At 63.5% G+C, this 23,701-nt stretch carries 26 protein-coding genes and 1 pseudogene; 9 read left to right on the top strand and 18 right to left on the bottom strand.

Features of this window, described 5'->3' with window-relative positions; all coding sequences use genetic code 11:
- Positions 1 to 132: 132 nt before the first annotated feature.
- The 7 genes and pseudogenes from AB0O52_RS22000 to AB0O52_RS21970 form a co-directional block, all read right to left on the bottom strand.
- Positions 133 to 465 (bottom strand): DUF1508 domain-containing protein, encoded by a 333-nt coding sequence (locus AB0O52_RS22000; RefSeq protein ID WP_364542372.1) that lies wholly within the window; start codon positions 463 to 465, stop codon positions 133 to 135.
- A 205-nt stretch (positions 466 to 670) separates the two neighbouring features.
- Complete coding sequence (locus AB0O52_RS21995; RefSeq protein ID WP_364542369.1) at positions 671 to 919, bottom strand: hypothetical protein; 249 nt, start codon at positions 917 to 919, stop codon at positions 671 to 673.
- Positions 920 to 1,124: 205 nt separating this feature from the next.
- Positions 1,125 to 2,246, bottom strand: a complete 1,122-nt coding sequence (locus AB0O52_RS21990) for an FAD-binding oxidoreductase (protein ID WP_364542366.1) — start codon at positions 2,244 to 2,246, stop codon at positions 1,125 to 1,127.
- 70 nt (positions 2,247 to 2,316) lie between these two features.
- A complete protein-coding gene (locus tag AB0O52_RS21985) occupies positions 2,317 to 3,360 on the bottom strand; it encodes a Gfo/Idh/MocA family oxidoreductase (RefSeq protein WP_364542364.1) in 1,044 nt (347 codons plus the stop codon).
- Entirely contained in the window at positions 3,360 to 4,139 is a 780-nt protein-coding gene (locus AB0O52_RS21980) for an amino acid ABC transporter ATP-binding protein (RefSeq protein ID WP_364542362.1), read from the bottom strand. The genes AB0O52_RS21985 and AB0O52_RS21980 overlap by 1 nt, the downstream gene beginning before the upstream one ends.
- The gene (locus AB0O52_RS21975) at positions 4,136 to 4,924 is read right to left on the bottom strand and encodes an amino acid ABC transporter permease (protein WP_284982212.1); all 789 of its coding nucleotides are present in this window, start codon (positions 4,922 to 4,924) and stop codon (positions 4,136 to 4,138) included. Before AB0O52_RS21975 ends, AB0O52_RS21980 begins: the two co-directional genes overlap by 4 nt.
- A 75-nt stretch (positions 4,925 to 4,999) precedes the next feature.
- Positions 5,000 to 5,880 (bottom strand): annotated as a pseudogene (locus AB0O52_RS21970) (ABC transporter substrate-binding protein).
- Positions 5,881 to 6,025: 145 nt separating this feature from the next.
- Here AB0O52_RS21970 and AB0O52_RS21965 point away from each other — a divergent pair.
- Positions 6,026 to 7,102, top strand: a complete 1,077-nt coding sequence (locus AB0O52_RS21965; protein WP_364542359.1) for a LacI family DNA-binding transcriptional regulator — start codon at positions 6,026 to 6,028, stop codon at positions 7,100 to 7,102.
- 37 nt (positions 7,103 to 7,139) lie between these two features.
- Here AB0O52_RS21965 and AB0O52_RS21960 read toward each other — a convergent pair whose 3' ends face one another.
- From AB0O52_RS21960 to AB0O52_RS21930, 7 genes are all read right to left on the bottom strand, one after another.
- Positions 7,140 to 9,032, bottom strand: a complete 1,893-nt coding sequence (locus AB0O52_RS21960; RefSeq protein ID WP_364542356.1) for a transketolase — start codon at positions 9,030 to 9,032, stop codon at positions 7,140 to 7,142.
- Between the two features lie 17 nt (positions 9,033 to 9,049).
- On the bottom strand, positions 9,050 to 9,397 hold the full coding sequence (locus AB0O52_RS21955) for a hypothetical protein (protein WP_364542353.1): 348 nt from the start codon (positions 9,395 to 9,397) through the stop codon (positions 9,050 to 9,052).
- Between the two features lie 44 nt (positions 9,398 to 9,441).
- Positions 9,442 to 9,711, bottom strand: a complete 270-nt coding sequence (locus AB0O52_RS21950; protein ID WP_364542350.1) for a hypothetical protein — start codon at positions 9,709 to 9,711, stop codon at positions 9,442 to 9,444.
- Between the two features lie 78 nt (positions 9,712 to 9,789).
- Positions 9,790 to 10,488 (bottom strand): SRPBCC family protein, encoded by a 699-nt coding sequence (locus AB0O52_RS21945; RefSeq protein WP_364542348.1) that lies wholly within the window; start codon positions 10,486 to 10,488, stop codon positions 9,790 to 9,792.
- Positions 10,489 to 10,544: 56 nt separating this feature from the next.
- Positions 10,545 to 10,847 carry a hypothetical protein gene (locus AB0O52_RS21940; RefSeq protein WP_364542345.1) on the bottom strand — a complete coding sequence of 101 codons (303 nt, stop codon included), beginning with the start codon at positions 10,845 to 10,847 and terminating at the stop codon, positions 10,545 to 10,547.
- Positions 10,848 to 11,128: 281 nt separating this feature from the next.
- Positions 11,129 to 11,650, bottom strand: a complete 522-nt coding sequence (locus tag AB0O52_RS21935) for a DUF6328 family protein (RefSeq protein WP_364542342.1) — start codon at positions 11,648 to 11,650, stop codon at positions 11,129 to 11,131.
- Positions 11,647 to 11,850, bottom strand: a complete 204-nt coding sequence (locus AB0O52_RS21930) for a hypothetical protein (RefSeq protein WP_364542339.1) — start codon at positions 11,848 to 11,850, stop codon at positions 11,647 to 11,649. The genes AB0O52_RS21935 and AB0O52_RS21930 overlap by 4 nt, the downstream gene beginning before the upstream one ends.
- A gap of 77 nt (positions 11,851 to 11,927) precedes the next feature.
- Between AB0O52_RS21930 and AB0O52_RS21925 the strand changes: the two genes are divergently transcribed.
- The 3 genes from AB0O52_RS21925 to AB0O52_RS21915 all read left to right on the top strand — a co-directional run bounded on the left by AB0O52_RS21925 (position 11,928) and on the right by AB0O52_RS21915 (position 14,312).
- Complete coding sequence (locus tag AB0O52_RS21925; RefSeq protein ID WP_364542336.1) at positions 11,928 to 12,659, top strand: DUF72 domain-containing protein; 732 nt, start codon at positions 11,928 to 11,930, stop codon at positions 12,657 to 12,659.
- 36 nt (positions 12,660 to 12,695) lie between these two features.
- On the top strand, positions 12,696 to 13,676 hold the full coding sequence (locus tag AB0O52_RS21920) for a cation diffusion facilitator family transporter (RefSeq protein WP_364542333.1): 981 nt from the start codon (positions 12,696 to 12,698) through the stop codon (positions 13,674 to 13,676).
- A gap of 219 nt (positions 13,677 to 13,895) precedes the next feature.
- Positions 13,896 to 14,312: a hypothetical protein gene (locus tag AB0O52_RS21915; RefSeq protein WP_364542330.1), complete on the top strand. Its 417-nt coding sequence runs from the start codon at positions 13,896 to 13,898 to the stop codon at positions 14,310 to 14,312.
- Positions 14,313 to 14,319: 7 nt separating this feature from the next.
- On the opposite strand, the gene AB0O52_RS21910 is transcribed toward AB0O52_RS21915, so the two are convergent.
- From AB0O52_RS21910 to AB0O52_RS21895, 4 genes are all read right to left on the bottom strand, one after another.
- Positions 14,320 to 15,210 carry a helix-turn-helix transcriptional regulator gene (locus AB0O52_RS21910; RefSeq protein WP_364542327.1) on the bottom strand — a complete coding sequence of 297 codons (891 nt, stop codon included), beginning with the start codon at positions 15,208 to 15,210 and terminating at the stop codon, positions 14,320 to 14,322.
- Positions 15,211 to 15,279: 69 nt separating this feature from the next.
- Positions 15,280 to 15,432: a hypothetical protein gene (locus AB0O52_RS21905; RefSeq protein WP_172465612.1), complete on the bottom strand. Its 153-nt coding sequence runs from the start codon at positions 15,430 to 15,432 to the stop codon at positions 15,280 to 15,282.
- 88 nt (positions 15,433 to 15,520) lie between these two features.
- A complete protein-coding gene (locus tag AB0O52_RS21900; RefSeq protein ID WP_364542324.1) occupies positions 15,521 to 16,387 on the bottom strand; it encodes a class II glutamine amidotransferase in 867 nt (288 codons plus the stop codon).
- Positions 16,388 to 16,430: 43 nt separating this feature from the next.
- Positions 16,431 to 17,831: a glutamate decarboxylase gene (locus AB0O52_RS21895; protein ID WP_364542423.1), complete on the bottom strand. Its 1,401-nt coding sequence runs from the start codon at positions 17,829 to 17,831 to the stop codon at positions 16,431 to 16,433.
- 221 nt (positions 17,832 to 18,052) lie between these two features.
- Between AB0O52_RS21895 and AB0O52_RS21890 the strand changes: the two genes are divergently transcribed.
- The 5 genes from AB0O52_RS21890 (at position 18,053) to pgsA (ending at position 23,550) form a co-directional block, all read left to right on the top strand.
- The gene (locus tag AB0O52_RS21890; protein ID WP_364542321.1) at positions 18,053 to 19,660 is read left to right on the top strand and encodes a S53 family peptidase; all 1,608 of its coding nucleotides are present in this window, start codon (positions 18,053 to 18,055) and stop codon (positions 19,658 to 19,660) included.
- Positions 19,661 to 19,707: 47 nt separating this feature from the next.
- Positions 19,708 to 19,992, top strand: coding sequence for a YegP family protein (locus AB0O52_RS21885; RefSeq protein WP_364542318.1), 285 nt, complete (start codon positions 19,708 to 19,710; stop codon positions 19,990 to 19,992).
- A gap of 241 nt (positions 19,993 to 20,233) precedes the next feature.
- A complete protein-coding gene (gene thrS / locus AB0O52_RS21880) occupies positions 20,234 to 22,243 on the top strand; it encodes a threonine--tRNA ligase (RefSeq protein WP_364542315.1) in 2,010 nt (669 codons plus the stop codon).
- Positions 22,244 to 22,274: 31 nt separating this feature from the next.
- On the top strand, positions 22,275 to 22,928 hold the full coding sequence (locus AB0O52_RS21875; protein WP_364542312.1) for an HIT domain-containing protein: 654 nt from the start codon (positions 22,275 to 22,277) through the stop codon (positions 22,926 to 22,928).
- Complete coding sequence (gene pgsA, locus AB0O52_RS21870; RefSeq protein ID WP_364542309.1) at positions 22,921 to 23,550, top strand: phosphatidylinositol phosphate synthase; 630 nt, start codon at positions 22,921 to 22,923, stop codon at positions 23,548 to 23,550. The genes AB0O52_RS21875 and pgsA overlap by 8 nt, the downstream gene beginning before the upstream one ends.
- Positions 23,551 to 23,701 lie beyond the last annotated feature (151 nt).

Genomic DNA, 23,701 nt, shown 5'->3' with positions numbered 1-23,701 from the left:
ATCGTGAAGATAGTCAGGGCGGGGCAAAGGTGGGAGAATGAGGGCTGGACCAAAACGGCCGGCGGCGCATCTTGCCTGCTGAGACCCAGGTGAGTCCCCCAGTGCGCCGTCGGTCCTGACGTTGCCGCCCTCTTACGCCGCGCCGGTCCATCTCGGCGCGGTTGATGCCCGCCGGAGTTCCTTGGCGCGGGTGCGGAATGCGTCCACCGCCTTGCGCGGTTCGTGGCATGCCTGGGCATCCGTGCCCGGACGAACAGTCACGGCCGGTTCGCGTACGACCGCCGCCGGGCAAAGGTCGGTGACCAGTCCCATGCCTGCGCACTCCCGCGCAGCGGCAATTCCGGCGACCACCGAGGGCTTGTCCTCGAACGGCGTCGAAATCGCGATGACGAGTCCGTCGGGTGATTTGAGCCGGAACCTGAAAAAGGAGTCCCCGTCAATAAACACTTCAAATATTCCGGCCACTGCTACCTCCCGGTCTGCGGACCCTGCCCAGTAGCGACTTCACTACGAGCGGGACGGAGCATCACTGCATTCCTTGTCCGCTGCTCTGGTTGAACAACCACCGTGAATCGTCTTTCACGTGATACTCAGTCTGTGCTGATTGTGTTGAGGCTAACAAGACCGCGTGGGTAAACCCTGTGTAAAACGTGTGCAACCCCCGGGCTGGTCAGTTGCCGCTGGCCCGGTTCATCAGGTGCTCGAGCAGTGCCAGTTCCGGGAATCCGGGGTGTCGGGCAATGCTGGCCCTGAGTTTTGCCCTGAGGTGTTCGCCGCCCGGTTCGGTGCCGCTGAGGACTTCGTCGATGATGTCCTGCGCTTGCCCACGCAGGCCCGCCAGGCTGTCACTGTCGTCCCGGGAAACCAGAACCGGTTCCGGCTCGACGAGTGGGTCTTGAGACTCCAAAGGTTCCGACATTGCCAGCTCCTGATATTTCATCCCGGCTAGCCCCAGCTGAGCCCGGAATTCGCCCCCGTCCACTCTAGATACTAATAAGGGCGCCCGGATTGTTCATCGCTTAAGGATCAGAACGATTGAATATGGCTTCGAAACGGCGGTTTGTGACGCGAACGCATTTGCGGATGGCTGGGCCTTTCCATGGGCGCCAGCCATCCTGCGTCGGCTAGGAGAACCTGCCCGGGCGGAAGGTGGAGAGCATGGGGTGCTTGCTCCCTGTGAGGATTTCACCCGCCAGCAATTCGCCGACGATGAGGCCAAGCGTGGCTCCGGAGTGCGTGAAGGCGACATAGCAGCCCGGCACCTGTCCGAGTTCACCGAGCACCGGTTCACCGTCGCCCGGAATGGGCTTGTAGCCGATCTTCCAGGACGCCGGTTTGAGCTCGGGGTTGCCGGCGATGAGTCTGGACGCTTCGTCAGCGAGTTCCTGGACTATGCCATCAGGGATGCTGAAGGAACCGTCCTCGTGCTCGGTGATGTGCTCTTCGTACCAGTCGTGGTCGAGGGCAAAAGTGTTTCCCGGGTTGGGCCGGATGGCCGCACGGGGGGTGTTCATGACAGCCCGGACCTCGTGGTCTACAGGCTTGGTGAGCACGAGCATGGAGACCGGGGAGCCGTTCGGGATGTCGACGCCGAGCGGTGCGACGACGGCAGGGGTGGCGGCCCCGCAGGCCACCAGCACGGCGTCGGCTTGGTAGGTTTCGCCGGCGGCGGTCTCGACGCCGGTGGCACGGCCGCCGTCGACCGCGACGGAAGCCTTGCCGGAGTTGAGGACAAGCTGGCCACCGCGGGCGTGGAATTCTTCCATGAGGAAGTCGATCAGGTCCGGCAGGCTGACCCAGCCTTCGCCGGGGTTGAAAATGGCAATTTCCGGCACTGCGTTTGCATTGATGCCGGGTGTGGCGAATCCAATCTCTTCAGGCGTCAGCAGCTTGGAGTCGTACCCGACCGACTTCTCGTAAGCGTGGCGTGCTTCCGTGAGGGCTCGCTGTCCGGCGGCGTTCCACATGAGGCCACCGCCGAATTGCAGCCATACACGGCCGGGATCCGCAGCGAAGAGGGTACGGTAACGGTCGACCCCGGCGAGGCGCAGCTGGTGGTACGGGGTGGACCGTTCTCCCGCGGAGTTGAGCCAGGACAGCGAGCGGCCGCTGGCTTCGCTCGCGAGGCCCTTTTCGGTCAGCAGGACAACGGACGCGCCTTCGCGGAGCAGGTGGACCGCAGTGGAGACTCCGAGGATGCCGCCGCCGATGACGACGACGTGCTTGGTAGGGGGCGTGGAGGACATGGCTCTCCCTTTCTTTGGGTTTGGTTGTTGGCCGCGCGGTGCGGACGATGGCATAGCTGGAAAGATCTGCCTACGCGAAGGCGTGGATTCTTTCGATGATCTTGAGGGTTTCAAGTGATTCCGCGGGATCCACGGGCAACGGTCCATGCCCCCGGATGGCAGCCGCGAGTTCGGCATAGAACCGGGGGTAGGCGCCGGTTTGGGCAGGCACGGGCTCACGGTCTCCGTCGGTCCCCAGGACGCCCCATGAACTTACGGGGTCAACGCCATAGGCGGGGTCCGACGGCGACAGGCCGGCTGCGAGCGACGCCTCCTGGCTGTCCAGTCCCCACTTGGTGTAGCCGGCCTTCGAACCGAGGACGTGGAACCGTGGTCCTACCTGGGCAGCCATGCCGTTCATCCACAGCCTGGTCCGCACTCCCGAGGTGTGGAGCAGGGATACGAAAGCCTCGGTATCGGCGCTGGCCGGGTGTTGTCCGTGGTTTGCGGTCTCCCCGTAGCAATCTTCGACCGGCCCGAAAAGCTGCACGGCCTGGTCGATCAAGTGGGCACCGAGGTCATGGAGGATGCCGCCGCCTTCGGCCAGCGACGCGCTGTCCCGCCAATTGCCGAAGCCTTCGGGGCGCCACCACTCGAATCGGGATTCGAAGCTTCGGACCTCACCCAGGCCACCTTCCCGCAAGACCTTCCGTAGGGTCAGGAAATCGGCGTCCCACCGGCGGTTCTGGAACACCGTCAGCCGCACACCGGCGTTGGACGCTCGGTCGATGAGCTCTTCACCGTGAGCCGACGTTGTTGCGAAGGGCTTGTCCACCACCACGTCGAGACCGTGGGCGATCGCGGTCGCGGCGAGATCGAAGTGGGTAAGCGGGGGAGTGCCGAGGACCACGAGGTCCAGGTCCGGGGCCAGTGCGAAAAGCGCTTCCGGGGTGGGGACAATCCGCGTGCCGGGGTAAAGTCTTGCCGCTTCCGCCGCACGCTGCGGATCAGCCGTGACGATGACGTCGAGGGAATAGCCCGGGTCCGCGGCGATCAGGGGCGCATGGAAGACCTTTCCGGAAACGCCGAATCCGACGACGGCCGTGCGGATAGGTGCGGGGGCAGGGTGCGGCATTACAACACTTCCGAGAGGAATCGTTGGAGCCGTTCGCTGCGGGGGTTGTCGAAGAGTTCGGCAGGGGTGCCTGACTCCACGACTTCACCTTCATCCATGAAGACCACTTGGTCGGCGACTTTCCGGGCGAAGCCCATTTCGTGGGTGACAACCAGCATGGTCATGCCGCGCCGTCCCAGGCCGGCCATGAGGTTCAACACGCCTTTGACGAGCTCGGGATCCAGTGCGCTCGTGGCTTCGTCGAAGAGCATGACCTCAGGTTCCATGGCCAGGGCCCGGGCGATGGCGACGCGCTGTTGCTGGCCACCGGAGAGATCGCGGGGGCGGTGGTCCGCGCGTTCGGCGAGCCCCACTTCGGCGAGGCTGCGGCGGGCACGTTCCCTGGCTGCGGCCTTGGACATTCCCTTCACGCTCCAGAGCGCCAGGGCCACGTTGTCGAGGGCGGTGTGGTCAGGGAAGAGGTTGAAGTGCTGGAACACCATGCCGATGCGGCTGCGCAGGATGTCCGGTTTGACGGTGAGCGCGCTTTCACCGGCAAGGAGGACGTCGCCGCTCTTGGGTTCGTGAAGCCTGTTGACGCCGCGGAGCAGCGTCGACTTGCCGGATCCGGAGGGGCCGATGATGCAGGTGGTGGTGCCGGGCGCGACGTTGAGGCTGACGTTGCGCAGCACCTCGATGTCGCCGTACGCCATGGTCAGGTTTCTTAGCTCCAGGCTGGAACCGTGGAATGTCTGGACACCGGCGGCGGTGTTGTTGTTGGTGCTCGTGCTGGCGCTCATGTGTTGCTCCCGGTGATCAGCGGCGATGCCGCGTCGAGTTCTGTGACTTCCTTCAGGCCGCTGCTCGGGGCGCTCGGACGACGGCGGCCCGTGCGGAAGCGGCTGTCGAAGTAATTCACGAGGTGGGTCAGCGGGACGGTGATGACGAGGTAGAAGACGCCTGCCATGACCAGCGGTGACAGGTTTCCGGAGAGCACGGCGGCATCCTGGCCCACCCGGAAGAGCTCGCGCTCGCTGACCAGCAGGCCGAGGAAGTACACCAGCGAGGAGTCCTTGACGATGGCGATGAACTGGTTCACCAGAGCCGGCAACACGCGGCGGATGCCTTGCGGCACTACCACGAGCCGCATCGACTTGGCGTAGCTCATGCCAAGGGCACGGCACGCCTCGCCCTGGCCTTTGTCGACGCTTTGGATGCCGGCGCGGAAGATCTCACCGATGTAGGCGCTGGCGATAAGGCTCAGCGCGATAATGCCGAGCGGGTAGGGGGAGGGGCCGAAGATCGACTGGCTTAGCCGGGCGAAGCCTTGGCCGATCAGCAGGATGGTGAGGATGGCCGGCAGGCCCCTGAACAGATCGGTGTAGATGCGGGCAGGGACCCGCAGCCAGGCGGAGGATGAAATCCCCATGACGGCAACTACCATGCCCAGTGCGACGCCAATGATCGTGGCGGAGATCGAAATGATCAGCGTGTTCAGCAGGCCAACGCCGATCAGTTGAGGCAAGACCTCGGCCATCGCGCCGAAATCGAAGAATGTACGTGTGATGGTGCTTAACCAGTCCATGGTTTGCTCTCAGACTTAGGTGGCTGTTGGGGCGGGCGGACCACGAATGCTCCGCCCGCCCGCTAGACGGTTGGGCTACTTGCTGGGCGAAGGGCTGGCGGTCTGCTCAGCCTTGGGCAGGTACTGCTCCGGCATCGGGGAGCCGGGGAACCACTTCTGGTAGAGCTTCTTCCAGGTACCGTCTTCCATCGCCGCGGCCAGTCCCTTGTTCAGGGCGTCCTTGAGGGCGGTCTTACCCTTGGCCAGCGCGAAGCCGGCCGGTGCGTCAAAGGAGGGAATATCGGCGGCGCTGACCAGGCCGAACTGCTGTTCGTAGGACTTGGCGGCCTCGTAGTCAAGGAAGTGCGCGTCAGCCGAACCGCTGTTCACGGCCGAGATCGCGGAGTTGTTGTCCGGGAAGCGCACCAGGTTTGCGGTGGGGAAATTCTTCACCGCGTACGCTTCCTGCAGGGTGCCCTGGACCACGCCGAGCCGCTTTCCAGCCAGGCCATTGACATCCTTGATCCCTGAGGTCTTGGTGGTCAGGACGGTCAGGTAGCCGGCGAGGTAGCCGTTGGAGAAGTCCACGGTCTGCTTGCGCTTGTCCGTGATGCCGATGGCCGCGACCCCGACGTCGAACTGGCCGTTGGCGACGGCCGGCAGGATCGCCGAGAAGTCCTGTCCGGTGAAGACGACCTTGTCCACTCCGGCGCGGTGCGCGACATCCTTGAACAGTTCGACGTCGAAACCGGTGAAGTTTCCGGTGGCGTCCGTGAACGTGTAGGGCTTGGCATCTCCCAGGCTGGCGACGCGGATGGTGCCGGGTTCGATGAGGCCATAAGGGTTTCCAGCGGTCGACGACGAGGCAGGGGTCGACCGCCACACCCGCTTAGTGCCAGGAGGGCTGCGACAGCAGCCGCGACGATCACCCCTGGGCGGAAGTTCAGTCGTTTAGTCACAGCAAATTTTCCAATCATGAGAAGCGGTAAGCGGCCTTGAAGCCTTTCGGGATCCTCTTGTTGAGTCCGGTCTCAGCGGCTAGGATTGAGACCGGACTCACAAGGGGTTGCGAAAAATGTAACCCAAACCACACAGGCCGTCAAGGCCCTTCGAAAGGCATCCATGAGCAGCAACAGTTCGAGGCGGCGCGAGATTACCGTGGCCGACGTCGCGAAGGCGGCCCAGGTGTCCAAAGCCCAGGCCGCGCGGGCCCTGGGAAATTACGGAGCGGTGAGCGAAGATGTGCGGGGGCGCGTTCTTGCGGCGGCCGAGGAGCTGTCCTATCGGCCAAATGAACTGGCGCGCAGCATGAACACGGGGAAATCCAACACGATCGGGGTCGTCGTGGGCGACATCGAAAACCCCCACTTCGGACTGGCGACGAGGGGCATCACGGACACTGCCAAAAAGAGCGGCTACAACGTCATCCTGATCAACACCGACGAGGAAGTCAGTGCAGAAATCGAGGCAGTCCGCGTCTTGCTCGACAAGCGGGTGGACGGACTGATCGTCGCCCCCGCGTCGTCTGTTGAAACAGAACATTTACAGCACGTTCACAAATCCGGACGGCCCTTGGTCCTCCTGGACCGGAAGGCCGAGGGGCTGGATGTGGAGACCATCGCAGTGAGCATGGCCGGGATTTCCTTCGAGTCCACCCGGTATCTCCTCCAGGCCGGCCACCGCCGGATTGCGTTCATCTCCACCCTCAAAGCGGAAACCCCGTACCGGACCGGAATGGTGTTGGACTCCTCGCAGATCTCCGAGCGTTTGGAGGGCATGCAGCGCGCCTTCGCGGAAAGCGGTCTGAGCTTTTCCGACGATCAGGTGAGGCTCAACGCCGGCGACGCGGATTCCATCCGGACCATCACTCGCGGGCTTCTCCTCGCGCCCGAGCCGGCCACTGCCATTGTGGCGTCCGACGGCCTCATAGCACTCAGCGTCGTCGAGGCAATCCAGGAGCTGGGCCTCTCAATTCCGGACGACGTTTCGTTCCTGATGTATGACGACTTTTCCTGGACACGCTTGACCAGCCCCCCGCTGACCGTCATTGCCCAACCCGTGTACGAGATGGGTGTGGCCGCTGCCGGTGCGCTGATCCGGCAAATCGAGGGCCGGAAGCCCGCGGCCAACGCAGCAGAATTTTCCGCCAGACTGATCCGGCGGGGCTCGGTCGCAATGCCGCGCACTGCGAGGGTCTAGATCCGTCCAGTCTGCCGGCGGTCGCGGTGTTGCGGCCTCACTCCAAGACGAGGTCGCGGGCGGCGGCGGCAATGTGGCGGGCGGAAATGCCGGCGGCATTGAGCAAGTCCTTGGGTTCGCCGGACCCCGGCAGTTCCCTTACGGCAAGCAGCGCCAGATGGAGTTTCGGAGTGTTGGCGCTCGCGAGGGCTTCCAGGACGGCCGAGCCTATGCCGCCTTGTGCGTAGTGGTCTTCCGCGACAACAATCCGGCCATCAGTTTCAAGGCAGGTCCGGCGCAGGGTGTCCACGTCGATCGGCTTGATGGAGTATAGGTCGATGACGCGGGCTTTGATTCCCGACTGGGCCAGTTCCTCGGCGGCCGCGAGGCATTCGTGGAGTGTGACGCCCGCTCCGATAAGCGCCACTTGGTCATCGGCGCTGGCTCCGTGGACCTTGCTTCCGCCAAGGGGGAACTGTTCGTCCGGCCCGTAAATCACGGGATAGGCTCCACGGGTGGCGCGAAGGTAGGAGATTCCGGGCGTGTCTGCCATGGCGCTCACGAGCTGCGCTGTGGACGGAGCGTCAGCCGGATAAAGCACGGTGGAACTGTGCACGGCCCGCATGGCGGCGATGTCCTCCAATGCCATTTGCGATGGGCCATCCTGCCCGATTTCAACACCGGCATGCGTGCCGACGAGCCGGATGTCGACTTCCGAGACTCCGGCCATGCGGATAAAGTCGAATGGCCGCGAAACCAGGAAAGCCGCGAAACTTGAAGCGAAGGCCACGTAGCCGCGGACCGAGAGGCCGATGGCGGCTGCGACGAGTTGCTGTTCGGCAATGAAAATTTCGAAATACCGCTCAGGGGCCACTTCCTTGAAGTCCCCGGCGTGGGTCGAATTACCCACCTCGCCATCCAGGACCACCACTTCGGGGCGGACCGCAAGCGCGGAGACCGCGGCACCGAAGGCTGCCCTGGTCGCCACCTTGTCGCCGGCTTTCCACTGCGGCAGCGTGACCTCGGCTTTCGCGCCCGGCGTGATGGCCGGTGTGCCCGGCTCCGGAAGACGGGTGGTCGCTTGGACGCTGCTTGGCCCCCCGAGGCCGGCTATGGCTTTACCGGCCATGTCCGCCGGGAGCGCCTTGCCGTGCCAGCCGTTCCGGTCTTCGATCTCAGGTACCCCTTTGCCCTTGATCGTCTTTGCCAGAATGACCGTCGGCTGCTCGGCTTCGCTCCGGGCCCGGCCCAGGGCGTCGTCGATCTGGCCAAGGTCATGACCGTCGATGACGATTGCCCGTGCCCCGAAGGCCTCGACCCGCCTGGTGTAGGCGTCCATATCCCACTGGAGTTCAGTAGGGCCGTCCTGGCCAAGCCGGTTGACGTCTACGATGGCGGTGAGGTTGCCGAGCTTGTAGTAGGCCGCCTTGTCGATGGCCTCCCAGATGGACCCTTCAGCCAGTTCGCTGTCTCCGCACAACACCCAGGTATGGAAGGGCAGTTTGTCCAGGTAACGCGCTGCGAGGCTTACCCCGACGGCGACCGGCAGCCCCTGTCCCAGCGAACCGGTAGCCACATCGACCCACGGCAGAACCGGGGTGGGGTGGCCCTGCAGCCGGGCGCCGAACTGGCGATAGGTGTTCAGCAGCTCATCTTCCTCGACGACGCCCACGGCCCGGTACATGGAGTACAGAAGCGGCGAAGCATGTCCCTTGGAGAAAATGAGGTGGTCGTTGTTCGGCAACAACGGCCGCTCCCAGTCGTAGCGAAGGTGCCGCATGAGGAGGACCGCCATGAGATCCGCGGCCGACAACGACGACGTGGGATGACCCGAGCCGGCGTTGGTACTGCACCTGATGGAATCCACACGCAATTGCGTCGCAAGGGCCCGGATGGAATCCGCTTCTTCGGTTTCCAATCGGGCCGCGGGTGTTGTCCTGGTCTCTGACATGCCCGGCCCCTCTCTGCTTAGTGCTCGTCCAGCCGCTCGAGCAATTTCCCGAGGGCTTGGCGAATATCGTCATGGTCGTGTTGGCTAGCCCTGCTCTCGCCTGAAATCACGGCGCATCGATGAATTTTCTTGAAGTCTCCAAAGGGGAATTTGTAGCGTCCCTTCTGCCCCTCGGAGTGCTCATCGTCTATGCCGAGAAACCATTTCGAATATTCGGCGCTCCCGTTCTTATCCAGGAATTTGTTCTCATCCTGCGTCGACGGCGCGTGTTCGCTCCAGTCGTCCCGGGTATCGAGGACCACCTTGTTTTCCTGGATCAGGCTCTTCGCATGATCGAAGGCCTTCTTGTTGAGTTTCACAGCCATGTTTGAACCTCCATCGCTCCAGTCAATCTATGCGAACTGCCAGGTCACAAGAGGGTGAGGGGCGGCTCTTCGAAGGGCCGCGATGGCGGGGAGGGAAGGTCCGGGCCCGGCTCCGGGACGGGGGTAGGTCCCGGCTCGGGCAGCGGAACCGGTTCGGGGCTTCCTGGGCCCGGCCCGGGTTCGGGCTCAGGGCCCGGGGTCGGCACAGGCGTCGGCCCTGGTTCCGGCAACGGCACCGGCTCCGGCGTCGGGCTGGGACCGGGCTCCCGGGTGGGGTCAGGGTCCCGGGTCGGGTCGGGAGGGAACTCGCTCATGGTTTACTCCTCGAATCGTCAATGAATCCGGGGCGGACCGCCGTGGGGCCGGCATGTTCGTGGCTGGCCCCACGGGGCTCAGCGATCCGACGGACGGGGACGTGTTTCTATTTCTTCCGTGGTGTAGTCGCCTTCGACCCGCTCGGCGGGGAGATCCGAGACGTGCTCCGTGCCGTAGTCGCCCTCGGTGTACTGGCCGACGCGGGTCGCGTCACCGCCGTCGGGCGCTTCGGTAGCCGCCGGGGCCGTCAAGTCGGGATCGACGGCGGGCAGATCCGAAGCGGCAGCGGCGGGGGAGACTGCTGCCCCGGAGTCGTCGACGTCTCCGGCGGCCACGGAGCCGCGCCAACCGCCCGTCTCGTAGCCGCGCTCTTCGATGAATTTCTTGAATTTGTCGAGGTCGGCTGAAACCCGCATATCGTCGATGCCCACCAGCGAGCCGGCCTTTTCGGCAAAGCTCTCCGGCTCCCATTCGATCTCCACACTCACGCGCGTACGGTCTGCGCCAAGAGGCTCGAACCTTACCGTTCCCGCGTTCCTTGGTCCGTCAATGCTGGCCCAGCTGACTAGTGAATCCGGGACCTGCTCAAGGATTTGGGCGTTGAACTCGCGCTTGACTCCGCCGACGTTGGTGGAAAAATGCAGGGCGGTCTCGTCGATTTGTTCGACCGCTTCCACGCCCTTCATGAATTCCGGGAAGGACTCGAACTGGGTCCATTGGTTGTAAGCCACTGAAACGGGAACTTCTACCTCGATTGTTCGGTTAACCGTAGCCATCTTCATGCTCCTTGGTTGCGCTCGTTCTTGCGGAGGTTGGTGGTCGTTGAGGCGATCTAGCCGGCGTCGAAGGTTTCGCCGTCGTCGTCTTTCGGGGACTCATCCCTAGGGAGCCCTGTAGCATCGCCCTTTGGTTCGGACGAGAACGAGCTCCCCGGCTTGCTTCCCTCGGAGTTCGACTCGTCCAGTTCGGCATCTGCCGATGGGACCACGGCTGAACCGTCGTCGTCTGCTGGTGTCGAGGAGTCGTCCCTGGGCTGATCCGATTGCTGGCCCCCGCGTCCTTGCATCTCTTGTTCGGGCGTCGGAGTTCCGTAGCCTCCGGCTTCCTCTTCCTCGGCTGTATGCTGCTCGTCCATGTCCATACTGTCCTTCCGTGTTGGTTGAACCTGTTGGTGGGAATCAAGAACCGGCTACTCAAGACGTCTTCGGTCGCCGACCGCGAGGAGGGCCTCAGGGACCCTGGACCCTTGGCCCGAAGAGAAGGACGATGGCCTTCTCTCGACGATCGCTTGAGCGTGCTTCCACATCGAAACTAGTAGGCCGGACGGCCCCTTGTCCATGGATTCCGGGAAATCGATCAGTAAACTTACTATGTTGATCGAAACGGCCTCCACTAGCTCGTTTTTTGGGCTGCGACTTAACGTTCCGGCTCTGCTTTAGTACGCCGGGGAGACCAGGAAAGCAGCGGATACACCAGCACGAGCGCCGCGAGGGCGACAAGCATACTGCCGCCGGCAGCGAGGCCAGCCTCCGGTCCCACGGCAACACTGAAGATCAGTCCGGCGCATCCTGCGATCAGCAGGGATACACAAGCCACGACGCCCTTGACGATCATGTCCCCTGCAGCCACCAGCCGATACTTGACGTGATGCTGGAAGAGCCGACGGTGCAGGCTGACCGGAACCAGCATGAGGCCGGTGGTCATGGTCGCCAGGACAACCAGCAGGAGAAACCACCCTTTTTGCAGCTCGGTCAGGGTGCCGAATCGCTGCTGGAACGGAAGGGTCAGCAGGAAGCCGCCGATGATTTGGACGCCCGTTTGAAGGACACGCATCTCTTGGAGCAGTTCATTCCAATTGCGGTCCATCCGCTGGTCCTCTGACTCATGCCTGGTGTCGGCAGGCGGCGGGGGGAGTAGAGGATCTTCCGGTCCGCTCACGACGGCCGCGGCAGTTCGCAGCCGGCCACCGGGTTCAGTCCCATGTAGTTCAGGGGACCGGCAACAATATTCAGGCTAATCGTTGCGAACTGGGAGCACTGCGCGGGAACTGCGCTGAAGTAGCCTCGCTGTCCCGCGGCTACCGCTCCTATGACGAGCCAGATCACCACGATCAGCCCGGAAATCGATCCGAATCGCATGGCCTTCGACCCACCTCTCATCAATTCCGGATGTCATCAGCTTACTTATTAGGCGACGTTGACCATAGGCTGGGCGAATGGGAACCCACATAGGGACGTCGGGGTGGAGTTACGACCACTGGGAGCACGTGCTCTATCCCGCCGGCGCTCCCTCCCGCAACCGGCTCGCTTACTACGTGCAGCAGTTCAGCACCGTCGAACTCAACGCGAGTTTCTATCGGTGGCCGCGCGATGCATCGTTCGCCAGCTGGCGACGCCGGCTACCGGAAGGCTTCGTTTTTTCGGTTAAGGCGCCGCGTGGGCTCACGCACGCAAAGCGCCTTTATTCCCCTGAAGCCTGGATCGGCAGGATCACTTCGGCGTGGCATGAACTCGGGGACAGGCGCGGAGTGCTCCTGGTCCAGCTGCCGCCGGGAATGGAGCGCGACGACGACCGGCTGGCCTATTTCCTGGGCCTCCTCCCGGGGTGGATGAAGGTCGCCGTCGAATTCCGACATCACAGCTGGCATGAAGAGGCCGTCTACGAGCTGCTTGAAAAGCACCAAACCGCCTACTGCGTCATGAGCGGTGCGGATCTGCCTTGCGTCCTCCGGGCCACCGCGCCGTTTGTCTATGTCAGGATGCATGGGCCGGATCACCACCACCTCTACGGCGGTTCATACTCCGAGCAGGACCTGCGCTGGTGGGCGGACCGAATTGCGGAATGGCAGACGGCGGGCAAGGAGGTTTTCGTCTATTTCAACAACGACGGCGGCGGAAACGCAGTCCGTAACGCCCGCACCCTCAGTTCCTTCCTCGCCACGCACTAGGCGTGGCCCCGACGGTTGTTGGGTACGGTAGGTTCCATGGTTGAAACCAAGAAGGTCGGGATGCCACCTTCATCCTTTATGACCGTGATCTTGGCTTTTGCGGCAAATATTCTGGTTGCCGCGGCAAAAACTGTCGCCGCCATACTTACCGGCTCCGCTTCGATGATCGCCGAGTCTGCACACTCCTGGGCCGATACCGGAAACCAGGTCTTCCTGCTGGTGGCTGAGAGGAGATCCTCGAAGAGGCGGGATGTGGCCCATCCGATGGGCTACGGCAGGGAAGCGTACGTGTGGTCGATGTTTGCGGCGTTTGGCTTGTTCACCGCGGGTGCCGTCGTGTCTGTGATGCACGGCGTCCAACAGCTTTTCGCACCGGAGCCCGCCAGCGATTTTGCGGTCGCCTATATTGTCTTGGCAATATCTTTTCTCCTCGAAGGTGGTTCGTTCGTCCAGGCGTTCCGGCAGGCTCGCAAGTCCGCGAGGGAGCTTGAACGCCGCACTTTGGAGCAGGTGCTCAAGAGCTCGGATCCCACTATGCGTGCGGTCTTCGCCGAGGACAGTGCCGCCCTGATCGGCTTGATGATTGCTTTCCTGGGGATCTTCCTGCACCAGCTCACTGGATCGCCGCTTCCGGATGCGCTCGGATCCATCTTTGTCGGCATCCTCCTCGGTGTCATCGCGGTGGTGCTGATTGATCGCAATCGTCGCTTCCTCGTCGGTCAGGGCGTTACGCCCGAACTTGAAAAGTCGATGGCGACCAAGGTCATGGAACACCGGGACATCGAACGCCTGACGTATCTGCACCTGGAGTTTGTCGGTCCGCGAAAGCTGTACCTCGTGGCGGCGGTAGACATCAAGGGTGACCTTCGGGAACATGAAGTAGCCGTCGCCCTGCGTCGCGTCGAACGCGAACTTGAGGACGAGGAGACGGTCGAGGAAGCCGTATTGACCCTCGCCACGCCCGACGAACCCTCCTTGACCTTTGGCTTTCCGCAACCATCGCCGGCCGTTGAGTAAGACAGCCGTTGAGTAAGACAGCATCGGCAATCCGGGGGCGCGGCCCTCGCGAAAACAAGTACACGCCACTCGTGCCATGCTGCACTCAAAGTTGTTGACTCAAGTGACCAGCATCCGCGCACGGTCAGGGGACGCCGATCCCAGCTGGCCAACGGCGGGGTCGGCCGAACGATAGATCCGGCGCGCCGGAAGCACAGCCGAATTTCGAGGGGAGCTGCAATGGACGCGCAACTATGGATTTGGATCGTGGTGGCGATTGTGATCATTGCGGTGATCGTCGCCGTCGTCGTTTTCGGGCGCCGTGCAAAGAACGCCGCTAACCGCAAGCGCGCTGCGGACCTTCGCGAGAAGGCCCGGGCCGACGCCCTCGGAGCTCATGAGCGCAACGCTGAAGCCGCGCGGGCGGCGGCCGACGCCGCCCGGGCCGAGAGCGAAGCAGAACGGTTGCACAAGGAGGCCATGGACAAGCAGAGGGCTGCCGAACGGGCCAACGAAGTCTCCCAGGACAGGTTGCGCCGAGCAGAAGAGTTGGACCCCGATGCGGGCAACCGTCCGGACCAGACTGGAGCGGAGGGCCGTCGGGACAGGGACGGCGATCAAGACGACGAGGAGGGCCCCCGGTCCCCGAGGCCCTAGGCTGCCGTCACACTCCACCTGCAGTAGGTGCGGCTTGGGGTTGCTCTGCCAGTTCCTGTGTGGCGGCCCAACTCGCGAGAAGGCGCAGGGCGTCTGCCGAGGGGGAACCAGGTTCCGCAGGGTAGATGAACAGGGAGAGGCCCGTGTCCGCCGACAATTCCATCGCTTCGAACAGCAGCCGGAGTTCGCCCACCACGGGGTGATGGAAATGCTTGAAACCGCTGTAGTGGCGGCGTACGTTGTGCGCGGCCCAGCGGGTGCGGAATTCCTCGCTGCGGGTCGAAAGCTCTCCTACGAGGTCGCTCAGCCCTCGGTCGAAGGGGTCGCGGCCGGCCTCGGTGCGCAGGATGGCCACCATGTTGTTGGCAGCGAGTTCCCAGTCCGGGAAAAACCGCCGGGCCCGTCCTTCATCCAGGAAAATGAAGCGCGCGTAGTTGGCCGGCCGGACCGGGTTGACGTACATCTCGGAGTGCAATGCGTGGCCGAGCCTGTTGCCGGCGAGGATGTCCATGCGTGCGTTGCGGACAAATGCCGGAGCGTCAGTGATGGCGTCGAGGGCAAATTGGACACTCGGTCGAAGATGTTGCGGCGCAGATCGACGCTGCCGCTTGCTTGTTCCGGCGGCGCGGGCCAGATCGAACAGGTGTGCACGCTCAGCTTCGTCGAGGTGCAACGCCCTGGCCAATGCTTCCAGGACGCTTTCCGACACCCCCGCAAGGTTTCCCCGTTCCAGCCGGGTGTAGTACTCAACGCTTACCCCGGCCAGGGTTGCGACTTCTCCGCGACGGAGCCCGGGTACCCGCCGGTTGCCACCCGACGTCGGCAGCCCCGCCTGCTCGGGGGTGATCTTCGCACGCCGGGAGGCAAGGAAATCGCGGGCGTCGTTCCGGTTGTCCATGCGGTCAACGATAGTGACCTTTCAAGGCCCTGAGGGAGTCCCTGCCAGTACCTCTATCAACGCCTGCTGCTAGAAAATGTGGAAGTCCCCGGCGTCGGCGTTCGCGGACGGGTACACCACGGGTTCCCGCCCCAACTCAAGTAGGACGTCGTTGATGCTCATTTGCCCGTCGAGTTGGACGGCCGGGACGAAGGCGGTTTCGGATTCGACTTCAGCGGTCATGGATCGATCTTATGTGTGGCGGGCTCCACAGAGGCGATGAACACGCGGCCTTCCGGCTAAGACGCCGGCGTTGCATTGTGGTCGAAGATCACGGTTTCTGGGACGCGGCCGCGGAGGGGGAGAGGTCGGACAGGGTGAGCGGATGCGTCGGAGCCGCCGGGAAGGGCTGGCTGATAGTCACAGCCAGATCCGCATTGACGTGGACCAGTGCGCCGGCGGGCAGCGCCCTCCACTCCGGGTGCCCATCCATCGGTTCGGTGGCGATGAGGACGTGTCCGGAACGGGCCAGATCCTTGCTGTGGGCGCGGATGCGGGAGCTCCGTGCGTCGAGGGGAGCTCCCTCGCTGGAACGGACAGGCAAACGTTGCAGAATGTGCAGCTCGTGCGTGTCCGGGTATCTGACTGCCCAAAGCCCGGAGGCCGTCGTCAGGATGAGGTTCAGGCTGAACACCGGAAGCTCCTTGGCAATCCAGCTGATCGCTTGGGTGATACCTTCGCCGACATCGCCATCCGCGCGTCTGCTCTCCGCGGTGATCAATGCAAAGAGGCGCTCACTGTCGGTCTGGCCCTTGACCAGATCCGCCACGCCGAACTCAGCCAGCCGCCGGTCAAGCCGTTCAAGATCGCCAAACGCGCCGTTGTGTGCGAACAACCTCCCGTCCTGCTCGAACGGGTGCGTGTTGACCATGGTGTGGGCGCCCGTACTGGCATACCGCACATGGGCCAGGAACGTCGTGCTCTTCAGGACCCGCGCTTCACGCGCAAAGGCGTGGTCCTCCCATGCGGCGAGTGGCTGTTTGGCCACGTGGGCCTTACCGTCACTGTCAAACGTGCCTATGCCGGCGCCGTCGGGCTCGCGCCGGCTCTGGTCGGCTAGGCTGTCCGGTGCGTCCAAAAGCCAGAATGTGGCTCGGACTGCCTGCGAACCGGCATGCAAGCCGAACAATCGGCACATGGCACACACCCTTCCTTGAAGCGGCCGGCGTTGAAGGTGCTGGCTAGTGATGGAACGCCTGGGTTTGCCCGCCTGAGGGCATCGGTGAGGTGAGGCCGTCCAGGTAGGCCACTTCCTTCTTGAGGTCGGCCAGGAAACTGGATGCGAGGTCTCGCGTGAAACCGTTGCGGACAACGATTCGTTGGACTGTGATCTCGCTCAATCCCTCCGGCATGGGGTAGGCAGGGACGAGCCATCCGTTCATCCGCAGCCGTTCGGACAAGTGATGAAGGTTCCAGTTCTCCGTGTAGCCGTCCGTGAGCTGCCAGGCAAAGACCGGGATGTCCGATCCATCGCTCCACAAAGTAAACGGCTCCATCGCCCCTATTTCACTTGAGAGATAGAGCGCTACGTCGCGGGAGCTGGCCTGAACGGATTTGTATCCCTCGTATCCGAGCCGGAGGAACAGGTAATACTGCAGGAGTACCTGGGCGCCAGGGCGTGAGAAGTTCAGGGCGAAGCTCGGCATGTTCCCGCCCAGGTAGCTGACATGGAAGATCAAGTCCTCGGGGAGCGCTTGCTCGTCCCGCCAAATGATCCAGCCCAAGCCCGGATAGACCAAGCCGTACTTGTGGCCGGATGTGTTGATCGAAGCAACCCGCGGCAGACGGAAGTCCCAGACTGTCTCCCGTTGCAGGAAGGGCGCCACCATGGCTCCGGAGGCGCCGTCGACGTGGATCGGGACATCAAAGCCGTGCTTTTCCTGGATCTCGTCCAGCGCCGCCGAGATTTTTTCCACAGGTTCATAGACCCCCGTGTACGTCACACCCATGATGGCCACAACGCCAATGGTGTTCTCATCCACGTACTTGTCCAGTTCGTAGCCGTCGAGCATTGGGTGTTCCTTCGACACCGGAACGTAGCGGGCCTCCACATCCCAGTAGTTGCAGAACTTCTCCCAGCACACCTGCACGGCCGAGCTGAGGACCAGGTTGGGTTTGTCGGTGGAAAGGCCGGACGCGCGGCGGGCATGCTGCCAGCGACGTTTCAAGGCCAGGCCGCCCAGCATGCACGCCTCGGAGGATCCGATCGTGGAGGTCCCAATGGATTTGGCGGGATCGGGCGCATTCCAGAGGTCGGCGAGCATGCGCCAGCAGCGGGTCTCGATCAAGGCCGTCTGGGGGTATTCGTCCTTGTCGATCATGTTCTTGTCGAACGTTTCGGCGTACAGTTTCGACGCTTCCGGTTCCATCCACGTCCCAACGAACGTGGCCAGGTTCAGGCGGGAGTTCCCGTCCAACATGGCTTCGTCGTGGACAACCTGATAGGCAGTCGAAGGAAGGGACTCACCGTCCGGAAGGGTGAACCGCGGGAAAATAGTGGATTCTCCCGGTCGGCTGAACACCGGGTTCAACTCAACTGCAGTGTCGGGTTCATGGGCTGATGTTCGGTGTGACCTATTGATGGTTCGCTCCTTTGACTCGCCGCTGCGCCGGCCGTTGCTGTGGCATGGCCCGCCAAGGCCCCACGCTACCGCGGGCGGCCTCCGTGCCCAAGACCTTCGAGCCGTCATCGCTCGAGGCGGCCCCCCGTGGCCGTTCCTGTTCCGCGCCATGGTGCCAAAGTGGCTGCTGGTGCATAATCGCAGGGGACGAAGCTCTCCCACAGCGAGCCTAGGAGGCACCAATGTCGATGCAGGACACTCCGGAAAATCCGCAGCCCGGGGAAACGCAAAGCGTTCCGCTTCCGGGATCGGACCGGGCTCCCGCTCCGGGCGTCCGGGACGTTCTCGGTCCCGTCGATCCTTCCCGTCGGATCGAGGCGACAGTCATCCTAAGGCGCCGGGAAGAAATGGCCGAAATTCCCTCCGCAGCCCTCACGCGGGACGAACTGGCCTCCCGGTACGGCGCATCGTCCGCAGACCTGGATCTGGCTGTACGCACTTTCGCCGACCTCGGTCTCGACGTTCTGGAGTCGGATGGCGCCAGCCGCAGGATTCGGTTGGCTGGAACCGTGGAGCGGATGGGCAGCATCTTCGGGACGTCCCTTGACGAGCTGACGAGCCGCAGCCCGGATGGCACTGCTGTCACCCACAGGCATCGCACCGGGGGCCTCCAAGTTCCTGCAGCCCTCGACGGCGTCGTGGTCGCCGTCCTCGGCCTCGACGACCGGCCGCAAGCCCGGGCCCAATTCCGCGCCATTCCCTTGGCCGCGGCCAGTACCAGCTACACCCCGCCCCAGCTGGGAAAGATCTACAACTTCCCTGAGGGGACGGACGGAACGGGCCAAACCGTTGCCATCCTGGAGCTGGGCGGCGGCTTCGGACAGCAAGACCTTGACACCTACTTCCAAGGCCTGGGTATCGCGACGCCTAACGTCACCGCGGTGGGAGTCGACGGCGGGGCGAACCAGCCGGGGCAGGATCCGGCGGGCGCCGATGGGGAAGTCCTGCTCGACATCGAAGTAGTCGGCGCCTTGGCGCCGAAGGCCAACATCGTGGTCTATTTCGCACCCAACACCGATGCCGGGTTCCTGGATGCGATTGTCGCAGCCTCCCATGCGAATCCGGCGCCGGCCGCGATCAGCATCAGTTGGGGCCAGAGCGAAGACGCCTGGACCGCCCAAGCCCGGACGGCCTTCGACCAGGCCATGGCCGATGCTGCGGCCCTCGGGGTGACGGTGACAGCCGCAGCCGGGGACAACGGCAGTGCGGACGGCGCAACGGACAACAAGGATCACGCCGATTTCCCGGCGTCGAGCCCGCATGTGTTGGCCTGTGGCGGAACCCGCCTTCAAGCAGACACCGCGACGGGAGTCATCAACGCGGAGACTGTCTGGAACGACGGCCCCAACTCGGCTACCGGCGGGGGATACAGCGACGTCTTTCCGGCTCCCTCCTGGCAGTCCGGCATCCCGGGGCACGCCAAACACAAGCCTGCGCCCAAGACGGCCGGAAGGGGCGTCCCGGATGTCAGCGGCGTTGCCGACCCGCAGACCGGTTACCGGGTGCGCGTCGACGGGAAAGACATGGTGATCGGCGGAACCAGTGCGGTCGCACCGCTCTGGGCGGCCCTGGTCGCCCGCCTCGCCCAGGCCACCAACAGGCGCTTCGGGCTGATCCAGCCGCTGCTCTACCAAAACGGCACCCAGCCGGCGTCGGGCTTCCACGACATCACCACCGGCTCCAACGGAAGCTACCATGCCGCGACCGGCTGGGATCCCTGCACGGGCCTGGGCAGTCCGGACGGCAGTGCCCTCCTCGCCAGGCTTCAAGCCGGGGGCTTGGCTCGGTAGACTGGTTGGTGTCCTTTACAACCGCAGGTTTCAAAGGAGGCTACACAATGGCTGGATACTTTGAGCTGATCGACGGACCCGACGATGGGTACAGGATTGCACTACGCGACGGCGACGGCGACATTCTGGCGATGTCCACAACTTTTGCCACCAAACAGTCGGCTGTCCGCGGGATATCCACGCTCCGGGAGATCGCCGGAACCGCCCTGGTCAAGGACAGAAGCCATGGCCGGTGGACCCCGTCCCTTGAGCGGCAGGCCCACCGCTTGCATCTGCTCCACCAACCGGCATGGCGGAAACACGAAGTGAGAAGCGCCGCAGGCCGAATGTAGCCCAGCGTTAGTTTCGCGGACCGCACCACAGCCCAGACCCACAGTCCTCCCTATGACGGGTTGCACGGGCCGCAATAACCCATGCCAAAATAGCCGTCCTGCGCCGCGTCTCCTCGGCGAAAAACGGCACGCCCGCGCCTGCTTTGGCTGCCCCAGCCGGAGCGGATACGATGGACGATGGCTGGCTGTGGTCCCCGTACGCCACAAGCTATGAAGCCTTATCAATGAATAGGAGACACCCGTGTCAGATGCCCAGCAGATCACCCTCATCGTCGATGGCGAAGAGACCAAGGTGACGGAAGGGACCACCGGCGCGGAACTCTTCTTCGAGCGCCGCGATGTCGTAGTGGCCAGTGTCGACGGCGAACTCAAGGACCTTGACCAGGTGCTGCCCGAGGGTGCCCAGGTTGACGGCATCACCATCGACTCGCCGGACGGCCTGAACGTCCTGCGCCACTCCACCGCACACGTCATGGCCCAGGCCGTGCAGCAGCTTCGTCCGGACGCCAAACTCGGAATCGGCCCCTACATCACAGACGGCTTCTACTTCGACTTCGACGTTGCCGAGCCCTTCACTCCCGAAGACCTGCGCCAGCTCGAGAAGATGATGCAGAAGATCATCAACCAGAACCAGAAGTTCGTGCGCCGCGTCGTCACCGAAGGCGAAGCCCGCGAAGCCATGAAGGGCGAGCCATACAAGCTCGAGCTGTTGGGCAAGAAGAACGACGCCGCCGACGCCGGCGAGGGCGTCAACGTCGAGGTGGGCGCCGGGGACATCACCATTTACGACAACGTGGACCGCAAGAGCGGCGAAAGCGTCTGGTGCGATCTTTGCCGCGGCCCGCACCTGCCCAACACCAAACTGATCTCCAACGCCTTCGCCCTGACCCGTTCCTCGGCGGCATACTGGCTGGGTAACCAGAACAACCAGCAGCTGCAGCGCATCTACGGCACCGCCTGGCCCACCAAAGACGCGCTGAAGGCTTACCAAGAGCGCATCGCCGAGGCCGAGCGCCGCGATCACCGCAAGCTCGGCGCGGAGCTGGACCTGTTTTCCTTTCCGGATGAGCTGGGCTCCGGCCTGCCGGTGTTCCACCCCAAGGGCGGGATCATCCGCAAAGCGATGGAGGACTATTCGCGCCAGCGCCACGTCGACGCCGGATACGAGTTCGTCTACACCCCGCACATCACCAAGGGACATCTCTACGAAGTCTCAGGCCACCTTGACTGGTACAAGGAAGGCATGTTCCCGGCGATGCACATCGACGCGGAATTGAACGACGACGGCACCGTGCGCAAGCCCGGCCAGGACTATTACCTGAAGCCGATGAACTGCCCCATGCACAACCTGATCTTCCGTTCACGCGGGCGCTCCTACCGGGAACTGCCCCTACGGCTCTTCGAATTCGGCTCTGTGTACCGCTACGAGAAGTCCGGTGTGGTCCATGGGCTGACCCGCGTGCGCGGCATGACACAGGACGACGCCCACATCTACTGCACCCGCGAGCAGATGAAGGACGAACTCACCACAACCCTGAACTTTGTCCTCGGCCTGCTCAAGGACTACGGACTGGACGATTTCTATCTTGAGCTGTCCACCAAGAACGAAGACAAGTTCGTTGGGGAAGACGCCGCCTGGGAGGAAGCCACCCGTACCTTGGCCGAAGTGGCCGAGGCCTCGGGCCTGGAACTGGTTCCGGATCCGGGTGGAGCAGCGTTCTACGGTCCTAAGATCTCCGTGCAGGCCAAGGACGCCCTGGGCCGCACCTGGCAGATGTCCACCATCCAACTGGACTTCAACCTGCCTGAGCGTTTCGAGTTGGAGTTCCAGGCCGCCGACGGCACCCGCCAGCGTCCGGTGATGATCCACCGTGCGTTGTTCGGCTCGGTAGAGCGCTTCATGGGCGTACTCACCGAACACTACGCGGGGGCTTTCCCCGCCTGGCTTTCGCCCGTGCAGGTGGTTGGCATTCCGGTGGCGGAGGCGTTCAACGACTACATGTTCGACGTCGTCGGCCAGCTCAAAGCCGCGGGCATCCGTGCCGAGGTAGACATTTCCTCGGACCGTTTCCCGAAGAAGATCCGCACTGCGAGCAAGGACAAGATTCCCTTCGTCCTTATCGCCGGCGGAGAGGACGCTGAGGCCGGTGCGGTGTCGTTCCGCTTCCGTGACGGCAGCCAAGACAACGGTGTACCCGTTGCCGAGGCCGTCCGAAGGATTGTGGACGCCGTCAAGAACCGCGAGAGCTGACGAGTCGGACACCGCGGGGGGGCAGGGAACAGTGCAGGAGAACACGGGCGTGACAGCTGATTATCCGGGCGATGCCGAAGTGACCGACGACTTCGGCCTGGCAGGTGTTCCCGATGCCTTCCAGCGCCTGTGGACTCCGCACCGCCTGGCCTACATCAAGGGCGGGCAGAACCAGTTCAAGAACCAGGACGACTGCCCTTTCTGCGTGGCTCCGAGCCGCACGGACGAGGAATCCCTCATCGTGCGCCGCGGCAAGACGTGCTACGTGGTGCTCAATTTGTTTCCTTACAACCCCGGTCATTTACTGGTGTGCCCATACCGCCATGTTCCGGACTACACGGACATCACGGTGCAGGAAACAGCGGAAATGGCGGAACTCACGCAGACCGCAATGCGGGTGCTGCGCAAGGTGGCCAACCCTAGCGGCTTCAACCTGGGCATGAACCAAGGTGTGGCGGGCGGGGCGGGAATCGCCGCCCACCTGCATCAGCACGTGGTTCCGCGCTGGGGTGGGGATGGAAACTTCTTCCCCATCATCGCCCAGACGAAGGCCGTGACGCAGACGCTCGGCGAAGTCCGCCAGCAAGTGGCCGACGCCTGGCCTGAAGAGTCGGATCTGTCCGGGTCGGATCTGTCCGGGTCGGATCTGTCCGGGTCGGATCTGTCCGGGGAGACGGATGCTTAATCGGCATGCCCGCGGGTTTTTCACCGGGTTGTTCTCGCCCCTTGCCCGGTTCCTGCTCAAGGTGGGCGTCTCGCCCGACGCGGTTACCGTCGTCGGGACCGCAGGGGTCATTCTCGGCGCCCTGATTCTCTACCCCCTGGGCCAGCTCTGGTGGGGTTCTTTGCTGATCGCCGTTTTCGCCCTGTCCGACGTCGTAGACGGCATTATGGCGAGGGAACAGGGACGCAGCGGCCCGTGGGGAAACTTCCTCGACTCCACGTTGGACCGGTTGGCAGACGGCGCCATTTTTACCGGCGTCGCAATCTGGTTCTTCACGGGCGGCGGGAACGGCACGATCGCCAGCGCGTCCCTTGCCTGCCTGGTGCTCGGGATGGTGGTTTCGTACGCCCGCGCCAAAGCTGAATCGCTGGGCTTCTACGCCAATGTGGGCATCGCCGAACGTGCGGAGCGACTCATTTCCGTGCTCCTCGTCACCGGCCTGACCGGACTCGGCTTGCCCCCCGTCGTCTTGCTGGTGACCCTTGTCTTGCTCGCCGCCGCTACGGGCGTCACCGTCATCCAAAGGATGGCGGCCGTCCGCGAACAGGCGATGGCAGACGTCGACGGCGGGACGCCCGCCTAAACAGGCGCGTTTCTTGTCTGGCCGGGTTGATGTCCGGGTGGGTTTCTTGTCTGGCCGGTTTATGTCCGGGTGGGTCTGAAGTGGTGGTTGCGTCTGGGTGTTTGGCGGGGGTCGACGTGGGGCGGGGGTGTGAACCATGGCACGCCGGATT

It is taken from the genome of Arthrobacter sp. NPDC080073 (genome assembly GCF_040686575.1).
In the GTDB taxonomy this organism is placed as follows: Bacteria; Actinomycetota; Actinomycetes; order Actinomycetales; family Micrococcaceae; genus Arthrobacter.
The sequence above is the reverse complement of the archived record's forward strand: the minus strand, read 5'-3'. Positions and strand labels throughout refer to the sequence as shown.